At 63.1% G+C, this 9,221-nt stretch carries 12 protein-coding genes; 6 read left to right on the top strand and 6 right to left on the bottom strand.

Features of this window, described 5'->3' with window-relative positions:
• Positions 1–160 precede the first annotated feature (160 nt).
• From KVF90_RS05085 to KVF90_RS05075, 3 genes are all read left to right on the top strand, one after another.
• Complete coding sequence (locus KVF90_RS05085; RefSeq protein ID WP_264393770.1) at positions 161–568, top strand: VOC family protein; 408 nt, start codon at positions 161–163, stop codon at positions 566–568.
• Between the two features lie 92 nt (positions 569–660).
• Complete coding sequence (locus KVF90_RS05080; protein WP_264393769.1) at positions 661–1,149, top strand: hypothetical protein; 489 nt, start codon at positions 661–663, stop codon at positions 1,147–1,149.
• A 40-nt stretch (positions 1,150–1,189) separates the two neighbouring features.
• Positions 1,190–2,152: an alpha/beta hydrolase gene (locus KVF90_RS05075; protein WP_264393768.1), complete on the top strand. Its 963-nt coding sequence runs from the start codon at positions 1,190–1,192 to the stop codon at positions 2,150–2,152.
• Between the two features lie 105 nt (positions 2,153–2,257).
• On the opposite strand, the gene KVF90_RS05070 is transcribed toward KVF90_RS05075, so the two are convergent.
• Both KVF90_RS05070 and KVF90_RS05065 read right to left on the bottom strand, forming a co-directional pair.
• Entirely contained in the window at positions 2,258–3,097 is an 840-nt protein-coding gene (locus KVF90_RS05070; RefSeq protein WP_264393767.1) for an NmrA family NAD(P)-binding protein, read from the bottom strand.
• Complete coding sequence (locus tag KVF90_RS05065; protein ID WP_264393766.1) at positions 3,090–3,545, bottom strand: nuclear transport factor 2 family protein; 456 nt, start codon at positions 3,543–3,545, stop codon at positions 3,090–3,092. The genes KVF90_RS05070 and KVF90_RS05065 overlap by 8 nt, the downstream gene beginning before the upstream one ends.
• Before the next feature lie 57 nt (positions 3,546–3,602).
• On the opposite strand from KVF90_RS05065, the gene KVF90_RS05060 reads away from it, so the two are divergent.
• Positions 3,603–4,223 carry a TetR/AcrR family transcriptional regulator gene (locus tag KVF90_RS05060; RefSeq protein WP_264393765.1) on the top strand — a complete coding sequence of 207 codons (621 nt, stop codon included), beginning with the start codon at positions 3,603–3,605 and terminating at the stop codon, positions 4,221–4,223.
• Between the two features lie 109 nt (positions 4,224–4,332).
• Entirely contained in the window at positions 4,333–4,935 is a 603-nt protein-coding gene (locus KVF90_RS05055; RefSeq protein ID WP_264393764.1) for a DUF4269 domain-containing protein, read from the top strand.
• A 22-nt stretch (positions 4,936–4,957) separates the two neighbouring features.
• Here KVF90_RS05055 and KVF90_RS05050 read toward each other — a convergent pair whose 3' ends face one another.
• Together KVF90_RS05050 and KVF90_RS05045 are read right to left on the bottom strand one after the other, a co-directional pair.
• Entirely contained in the window at positions 4,958–5,389 is a 432-nt protein-coding gene (locus KVF90_RS05050) for an organic hydroperoxide resistance protein (protein ID WP_264393763.1), read from the bottom strand.
• Positions 5,390–5,424: 35 nt separating this feature from the next.
• Positions 5,425–6,441 (bottom strand): alpha/beta hydrolase, encoded by a 1,017-nt coding sequence (locus tag KVF90_RS05045; RefSeq protein ID WP_264393762.1) that lies wholly within the window; start codon positions 6,439–6,441, stop codon positions 5,425–5,427.
• Between the two features lie 112 nt (positions 6,442–6,553).
• On the opposite strand from KVF90_RS05045, the gene KVF90_RS05040 reads away from it, so the two are divergent.
• Positions 6,554–7,018 carry a MarR family winged helix-turn-helix transcriptional regulator gene (locus KVF90_RS05040; protein WP_264393761.1) on the top strand — a complete coding sequence of 155 codons (465 nt, stop codon included), beginning with the start codon at positions 6,554–6,556 and terminating at the stop codon, positions 7,016–7,018.
• A gap of 176 nt (positions 7,019–7,194) precedes the next feature.
• Here KVF90_RS05040 and KVF90_RS05035 read toward each other — a convergent pair whose 3' ends face one another.
• Both KVF90_RS05035 and KVF90_RS05030 read right to left on the bottom strand, forming a co-directional pair.
• Positions 7,195–7,818, bottom strand: a complete 624-nt coding sequence (locus KVF90_RS05035) for a hypothetical protein (RefSeq protein WP_264393760.1) — start codon at positions 7,816–7,818, stop codon at positions 7,195–7,197.
• A gap of 287 nt (positions 7,819–8,105) precedes the next feature.
• A complete protein-coding gene (locus tag KVF90_RS05030; RefSeq protein WP_264393759.1) occupies positions 8,106–9,215 on the bottom strand; it encodes an aldo/keto reductase in 1,110 nt (369 codons plus the stop codon).
• Positions 9,216–9,221 lie beyond the last annotated feature (6 nt).

Raw genomic sequence — 9,221 nt, 5'->3', positions numbered from 1 at the left:
AAAATTTCCTTGATGCCCTGAGGCGATCTTTTATATCGATCGCTAAAGAATGCAAGGCGGCGAGATGGGATCCAGCGTGTGAGCATCTCGCACAGCGACCTTGGTCGCGACGCTTTGCGCGCAGAGCCCCGCCACCTTTTTCAGTCAGGAAATGAATCTTATGATCCTCAAGACTTACACCCGCATTCTGACGACAGACCTTGAGTCGACCGTCGCATCCCTCAAGGCGGTCCATGGAACCGAACCGCATCTCGCGTTCGGGTTCGATCCCTGGAAGCTTGTCGGGATCGGAGACGTGCTCGTCGTGGCCGGAACCGAGGAAACGTTGGAGCCCATCCGTGGCAGCCTTGGTCCATGGATCGTCGAGGACATTGTTGCTGCAAGGTCGAAACTTCTTGAGCACGGCGCTTCCATCTTGCGCGACATCGAAGAGGTCGCCACCGGGCGCATGATGTATATGAAGCATGCTGATGGCCATGTGGTCGAGTATGTCCAATGGCTGCCTGAACTCGCCGAGAAGCTTGTCTTCGAGCCGCTGCAGGCGGGCACGCTCTCCTCCCGGATCTGACGCCACACGAGCCGCGACCTGTTGGGACCGAACCGGAACAGCCCGGAAATCAGCGGGCTTGCAAGTCCGCCCTGCTGCCAGGGGTCTGGGGCATGGCCCGCGATCCCGGCAATCAGATCAAGCAGGCGCTCGAGCTCACTGACGGCAGCTGGAAAAACCTGTTGCGCCAGGATGTTCGCAGCCGTCAGCTCTCGGGATATGATGGCGCGACGATGCGGGGCGGGATCACATCAGCCGCGCAATTCGCGCTTGAAGAAATAGTGAAACACGAAATGGGCCGGCGAGGCGACCATGACCAGTTCCCAGCCGTCCGCACCGAGTTCGTTCAATTGATCGGCATTCATGGTTTCGGTGACGAGTTTGTATTCCCATTGCACAGCATTTTCTCCGGTTGTTGCGATATCGGGATATGGGCTGCGGACGGCCATGCGCATCGCCGCCAAATCCGAGGCGTGCCGGATTTGCGCCGACCCGCCATCGGCAAAGACTCCGGATTAGGGTCGTGGCCTGCCGCTCTCTCTGGTCGTGCGCGCAAGGCAGCTTGTCGTGCTCTGTTGGTCCCGATTTCCCGGAGCTGCTAGCCGTGGCTTCAGACCGCGAGCCGGGGCCAAGGGGAATGCCATGATCAAATCTGCCATCATCCTGACATGCGCGACGGCGCTTGCTCATCCCAACGGTTCAGCGCCTGCCTCTGTTGCCGTTCCGGTCGAGGCGCCAGGGCCGCAAGGCGCTCTGGCAGGGACGATGCTGCGCAGCGCGGACGGCGAGGGGCCAGTCGCCCTGATTATACCAGGCTCCGGTCCGACCGACAGGGACGGCAACAATCCGATGGGCGTGAAAGCAGCCAGCTACCGCCTTCTGGCAGAAGGATTGGCCGCACAGGGAGTTACTACGGTGCGCATCGACAAGCGCGGCATGTTCGGCAGTTCTTCAGCGGTTCCGGATGCCAACGCCGTGACCATCTCCGATTATGTGTCTGATATCGCCGTATGGGTACGCGCCATTCGGGAGCAGACGGGCGCGTCCTGTCTCTGGCTTATTGGCCACAGCGAGGGCGGTCTGGTGTCGCTTGCTGCGGCGCAGGAGATCGGGGACGTATGCGGGCTGGTGCTTGTCGCAGCCCCGGGCAGACCGATGGGCGAGGTCATCAAGCAGCAGCTCCGCGCTAATCCGGCAAATGCGCCCCTGGTCGCGTCGGCCGACGCGGCGATCGATCAGCTCATCTCGGGCCGAAAGGTTGAGGTTTCGACACTACCGGAGCCACTGCTGCCGTTGTTCAGTCCGGCGCTGCAGGATTATCTGATCAGTGTCTTTGCGCTTGATCCGGCCCAGTTGGCGGCACACGCCGACCTTCCCATCCTCATTGTCCAAGGGGGCAAGGACCTGCAGGTATCGGTGGAGGATGCCAACAGACTGAAAGTTGCCAACCCATCCGCCGTGCTCGAGATAGTCCCGGACGCCAATCACGTCCTGAAGGAGGTTCCGGGCGACAGTATGGCTGGCAATTTCGCCACCTATGGCAATCCGGACCTTCCAGTCGCCGAGGAGATCGTCACGATCATCGCCAATTTCGTCCGGCGCTGAAGCCCGGCGTTTGGACGCGGGATGAGATTGCTGCCGCCCGGACGGCGCAGTCTGCCAAACTGCAAGAAAGCTCGGCCGGAACGTTCTCCTTGCCCGGCTCTGCCCCTAGGATCGCACGGGCAGCAAGTCGCGCTGGCTTTCGAGAAAGCCTGCAAGTGTGTTCGCTGGTCGCCCCGTGATCCGCTCCACTTCCATTGTGATCCGGTCCTCGGACCCTTGGGCGATAGCCTCGTCCATGCCGGCGAGCGTGAGAGCATAGGATCGGGGGATGCCGAAACCGGCGTACCGGGCAGCCAGCTCGTTTGCAGAAAGGCGGCAGTGACGGACAGCGCGACCGATCCGCGCGCTGACTGCATATGCCACCTCGTCGTAGGTCAGAGCCTCAGGACCGGTCAGCACATGCTCGCCCGACGGAAGCGCGGAATCGGTCAGCGCCTCTGCTGCAACAGCAGCAATGTCGGCAGCATCGATGAACGGCACGCGTCCATCCCCCGTCGCGGAATAGAGGCACCCTTCCTCGAGGATTGCCTGCCGATGCTGGGTCGTGAAGTTCTGCATGAACCAGGTTGGGCGCAGGACCGTCCACAATGCCGCATGGGCAGAGAGCCAGGCATGAACCTCGCCCATCATCGGGCCGCCCGCCTCAAGCGAGGAGGCGCTCAGAAGGACCAGGCGTCCGGGGACCTGCGTCCGCGCCCGTTCCAGAAACGGGCGCATGACCGCCAGATGCTCTGTCTGATCGGTCGGAGCGACGAGGTATACGCCGGTAACGCTCTCGAGCGCTGCGGCGTGGGTCGCCGGATCATTCCATTCGAAGCGAACCTGGCCGGTCGCGCAGGGGCGCCGCGTTGCGATCCGCGCCGCGATCCCGCGACGTGCCAGCTGTCCGGCGACGAGCTGACCCGTCTTGCCGGCGCCGCCGGTCACGAGGATCTGCTCATCCATGGCTCGCATCCCCGCCCGTCAGCGCATCGACAAGCGCTGCGCCCTTCGTCGCGCGCAGCACAGCGATCGGGTTCCAGTAATCGCGGTAATGGACGATGCGGCCGCCCTCGGTGCGGATCACCGAGATATAGCATTGATCATACGGCTCGCCAGTCTCCACGCCCTGCCCGAAGCCTTCGAACTCGATGATCGTAACATCGGGATCGGTCGAGGGATGAACGGTCGGCTCGCCCATCCGGTCAAAGGCGATGAGGCCTGCTGCCTTTTCCAGATGGCGGGCGACGGCGTCCCTGCCATCGAGGCGGCTTGGCAGGCCCGGCAGCGCATAGGGAAACTCCATCACCGCGTGTTCGGCCATCATCTCGGTGAAGGAACCGGCATCAGCGGCGATCCTGCTACCGAGTGCCCTGCGAAGCATGGCCGAGAAACCTTGAATATTATCGCTCATGATTTACCTCCGATTCGTCGGAACGATTGCGTTCCGTCCATAGTTAGGGGATTTTCGATGGAACGCAACCGTTCCGACCACATCGGCTCCGGAAGCCGCGCTCTGAGCGGAGCGGCCATCATGCGTGCTGATGTCACCGAGGCGCTGACCCGCGCCTTCTTCCAGGAGTGGGCCCGCGCCGGATACTCAGCTTTGAGCCTAGAGCGTGTCGCCCGCTCCGCCGGGGTCGGCAAGGCCGCGCTCTATCGGCGGTGGCCCGAAAAGCCTGCGATGGCCGGCGATCTTCTGTCGCGTGCCGGGCTGACGCTCACCGATGTTGGCGACCAGGGATCTCTCGAAGCCGATCTGAAGGCCTTGCTCTACGCGCTTCGCCGGGTGCTCCGACACCCACTGATCCGGCGGATCATTACAGACCTCCATGCGGAGATCGGGCGCACTCCGTCGCTGGAATCGGCGATACGGCCTTTCCAGCGCGCGCGGCGCGAACGGATCAATGGATTGCTCGATCGCGCCATTGCCAGAGGCGAGTTGTCACCCTCGGTGGACCGCGAAACAGCAGCCGATTTCGTCGCAGCTCCGCTCTACTGGCGCCTGGCGGTGGTGGGCGGGCAAGCCGACAAGCATCACATTGCGCGCCTTGCCCACATGCTCGCCTCTGCCCTTCGTGCCGACGCCTGATCCGTCTCGACCTTCAGGGGCGTCGTGCATCTCCGGCCTGAGCCTTGACACGCCGGCTTCACCAAGGCCGCTCACAGTGCGGGAACCATCCTGACGCGCACACTGCGGCATGTTCGAGCGGATTCCAGGACGCTATCACGTGACAATGAGCAGGCCGTATTATCCGGACGCGCTGCGCAGGATTGGCGCACTGTCGGCGCTGGCGCAGTTCGACCCCCACATTGCAGGCACGCCGCCGCTGGGACTCGACCTCGCAGACAGCGACATCGACGTGCTCTGCCATGCGTCGGACCCGATGCAGTTCACCCTCGCCATTTGGACTGCCTTCAGCAGTCGGCCGGGCTTCGCGGTATGGCAATGGGTGTCTGGCGACCGCCCGGTCGTCGCCACATTCAGGGCCGAGGGCTGGACATTCGAACTGTTCGGATCGCCGCAGCCGGTGCAAGAACAGATGGGCTGGCGCCACTTTCGTGTCGAGCAGCGACTGCTTTCAATGGGCGGAACCAGGCTTCGCACTCTGGTTATGGACCAGCGGCGCGCGGGGCTGAAGACAGAGCCCGCGTTTGCTGCTGTCCTCAAACTTTCCGGGAACCCCTACCAGGCGCTGCTGGACCTCGAGACATGGTCCGACGACGCACTTGTCCGCCTCGTGGCCCAAGTCAGCGACGAGGATCCACTGAGCCCGCAACGGACCGGCCAGCCCTATGGCTGACCGGGCCGGGGCGGACGAGGGATCAGTCCCCGGTCGACACGTCGATGGTGACCTCGATGTTTCCACGCACCGCGTGGGAATAGGGACAGACGGTGTCGGCTTCGGCCACAAGAGCTTGTGCCTCAGCCGGATCCAGCCCCGGCAGCACAATGTCGAGCGTGACCGCGAGGCCAAAGCCCTTGTCGGCGCGCGGACCGATCCCGACCGTGGCGCTGACACTGGCATCGGCGGGAACGCGGGCGTGGGTGCCCTGCGTGCCGACGAGCTTCATCGCGCTAAGGAAGCAGGCAGCGTAGCCTGCGGCGAACAGCTGCTCGGGATTGTTGCCCTTGCCGTTACCGCCCATTTCCCTGGGTGTGGCCAGCGCCACCTCAAAGGCCCCGTCATCGGTGCGGGCGCGGCCGTCGCGGCCGCCGGTGGCCGTGGCGCGGGTGGTGTAGATGATCTTGGTCATGTTATTGGTCCTTTGTGCGTGGTGGGTCGGGGATATCACTTGCCGAAGGCATTCCGGAGACGCGCTGCACCCTGGGCGATGGCCGCCCGGGCCGGTTCGCTCGCGGCGAGCGGGTTGAGCATAACGAAATCATGCATCGTGCCATTGAAGCGGGTGGTGGCCACCGGCACCCCGGCTTCGATCAGGCGGCGGCCATAGGCCTCTCCCTCGTCGCGCAGCAGATCGTTTTCGGCGACAATGATGGTTGCCGCAGGCAAGCCCGCAAGCTGCTGCTTCGAGGCACGCAGAGGGAAGGCCAGTACATCATCGCGACGTTCTTCCGGGAAGTTGGCTTCGAGGAAATAGTCCATCGCCTTGCGGGTCAGGAACGGGCCGTCGCCGAAAGCCTTGTAGGAGGCGTTGTCCGAGACGTCGTCGGTCACCGGGTAGAACAGCAGTTGGTGGCGGATCGCGGGGCCGGCGCGATCCTTGGCCATCATCGTGACGGCGATGGCCATGTTGCCACCGGCGCTGTCACCCGCGACGGCCAGCCGCATGGGATCAATGCCGAGCGCTGTCCCATTCGCTGCAACATATTCCAACGCGGCAAAGGCTTGTTCGTTGTTGACCGGGTAACGGACTTCGGGGGCGTTGTCGTATTCGACGAAGACCACTGCAACGCGGGCCTGCACCGCCAATTCGCGGATCAGGTGATCATGGGTGTTGCGGTCGCCCATTACCCAGCCGCCGCCGTGATAATAGAGCACCGCGGGAAGCTCGCCCTGCAGATCGGCGGGCCGGACAATGCGGATCCGCACCGCGCCGGTCGGGCCGATGTTCCAGACGAGGTTCTGCGTAGTGGTGGGGGCCGAAGCTGCCACCTTGTCGGCCTGCACGCCCGCGAGCAATGCCCGGGCATCGGCATAGGACAATTCATATATCGGCTGGCCAGCGGCAGCGGCTTCAGCAAAGCCCGCGGCGGCCGGCTCGAGCGTTTCGGCAATGGCAGGGACAGGTGACAGGGCCAGCAGGGCGCTGGAGGACATGGCAGTCAGCAGGATCGTCTTGGTCATGGCAGAGCTCCTTTTAAGATCGATCACGATTAAATCGTGTACGATCTAAATATGCCGGTGATCCGCCATGTCAACACTTGCGATTAAATCGTGTGCGATTTATATTGCGCGAATGCGCGCTTCCCCCTCATCCGCCCCCGATCGCGATCCGCTCGACCAGTTTCTGTGCTTTTCCGTCTATGCGGCGGGACTGGCATTCAACCGCGTCTACAAGCCACTGCTCGATCCCTATGGCATCACCTATCCGCAATATCTCACTCTGGTGGCACTGAGCGGCAAGGAGGGGCAGACGGTCAGCGAGCTTGGCGAGAAGCTGCACCTGGAATCGAACACGCTCACACCGCTGATCAAACGGCTGGAAGCAGCCGGGCTGGTAACCCGCACGCGTGACACGAAGGACGAACGGGTCGTGCGGTTAGGCCTGACACAGGCTGGTCGCAGTCTGGCAGAAACAGCCCTCGGCTGCGTTCCGTCCGAGGTTCTGAAGGCAACGGGCATGGACCGCGCCGCGCTGGGCGCACTCAACGCCGAGCTGGCTTCGCTGGGCAAGGCATTGCGAAAGACTGCGGCCGGATAGGGCCCGCTTGCCGGATTTTGGCCTCCGCGGACGCAAATGGTCCTTCCTTGTCGCCCGACATCGCATTCACACATCGCTGCTGCGGCAGCCGGCAATTGACGCGTTCGACATCGCGGCAATTGTAACGGCTAGTCGCCACGGCCAGCTACAGGTTCGCGCCAGACTGTGAAGAGCCGTCATGCGCACCCTTCAACATACGCAAGCACCGGCATCAGGCCGACATGGATGAAGCCGACCTTGCCGTCGCGGTCGATCTCGAAGCGTAGCGCAACCCGGCCAGGTACCGCATCGGGGGACGTAAGATATTTGGCGGGGCTCTCGACATATTTATGCGGCTCCTCGCGGAAGTTCGGAAAGGCTGCACGCACTTCTGCTTCGGGGGTTCCCACTCCGATACCTTCGCGAAGCTTGACTTCGGATTGCCCGCCAACAGTAACGCGCTGGACCTTTCGCGCCTCAACGATGGCGTAAACGCCCGGAAACTCCGGCGATGTGATCGTGGTGCAGGATCCGGGAACCTGTGCGCCGCGTTCGATCCAACTGCTTGTCGGCGGCACTGGTTCTCCGAGTCTGAGCATTCCAAGCCCCTCCAGGCCCAGAACATTCCTCTCTGACAGCGCAGCCGCTGAAGTGTTGGCCGCGGCTGTTGCGGCCGGCGCAGAACTGCTGCCAGTAGCCGATCCTGCATCGGACGTGTCGGCCGGACCGGGCGCGCAGGCGCCCACGCACAAAACCAGCGCGGCACAGGATCCGAGCAAGGACGCTGTTTGCTGCACCGGGCTGAAATAAAGAATCTGCATGTCATTTCCCCGGATCGTGACTGTATTCCTGAGCGGCTCCTGACGAGGAGATATCTGCCGAGGCGGATCATCTTTGCCACATTTGCACTCGTCGCTATGGCGCTGGCACCGTACATGAACGGCCCTCCGCTTTTCCTGCTCCAGGTGAGCGCAGGCGCTGCCGCGCTGCTGGTTCCATGGCCCTTCACCGAGCAGCCTTGGTGCAGGTTTGCCGCCGCCAGGTCCGCAACGCTGATATCAGTCATATCAGCTGCGACGGCGACGGCCTTGTGATTGCCTCAGGCCCTTCACTCAGGGCATCTGATATCAGCGCCTCCGAAAACGACGTGGTTTCGGGCAGGTGGGCGCGACAGGCTGTACAGCATGCTCTCGCTGCCAGCGCTCACCTTGTCGAGGGCAGCGAGGTGCTCCGCAGACAGAGCAAGACCAAGCGCATCCGCATTTGCAGTTACCTGCGCGGGCCGGCTTACGCCCATCAGGGTCGAAGTGACACCCGGTCGCCCGATGACCCAGGCGAGGGCCACGCGAGCCGGTGTCTCTCCCGCCTCGGCAGCGATGCGCTTCACCTCGTCCGCGATGCGCCAGTTGCGGTTGGTGAAAAGCATGTCGCCGAACGGATTGTCACCATCAAGCCGCCTGTTGCTGGCGAGACGCTCCTCCCCGTCACTGGAACCGGCATTGGGGACGCCGCTCTGGCGCGAACCGGCCGCCTCGACGGCCGCACGATCATATTTGCCGGTCAGGAGGCCATAGGCAAGCGGGCTCCATGGCATGAGCCCCATGCCGAATGCCTTTGCGAGGGGAAGGTGTTCGCTCTCCACGGTGCGGTCTGCAAGAGAATAGAAATACTGCAGGCCGACCGGCGCAGGCAGACCCCGAACCGATGCGAGGGTCGCTATCCGGGCGACGTACCATGCCGGTGTGTTCGAGATACCCCAGTACCGCACCTTGCCGGCGCTGATGAGGCCCGCCATCGTCTGCAGCAGTTCCTCGGCCGGTGTGATACCGTCCCAGACATGGATCCAGTACAGGTCGATGAAGTCGGTTCGCAGGCGCTTCAGTGAAGCATCGATCGCGGCATTGACGTGTTTTGCTCCATTTCCGCCTGCAAGCAGGCCGCGACCGTTCGAGAACCCTGATTTGGTTGCCAGTATGATCTCGTCCCGCAAACCTCGTTCAGCGACAAAGGTCCCGATGATCTCCTCCGACTGCCCCCCGGCATAGACGTCGGCGGTGTCGATAAAGTTGCCGCCGAGCTCGACATATTTTTCCATGACAGCGCGGCTTCCGGCCTCATCGAGGCCCCAGCGTGGTGTGCCGAAGGTCATTGTCCCCAACGACAGCGGACTGACGAGCAATCCCGATTGGCCGAGCGGGCGGTACGTGCGCAGGTTCATGGCGGG

Origin of the sequence: Porphyrobacter sp. ULC335 (genome assembly GCF_025917005.1) — a bacterium.
Taxonomy (GTDB): Bacteria; Pseudomonadota; Alphaproteobacteria; order Sphingomonadales; family Sphingomonadaceae; genus Erythrobacter.
Note: the sequence above shows the minus strand (reverse complement) of the source record. Positions and strands in the feature narration are given on the sequence as shown.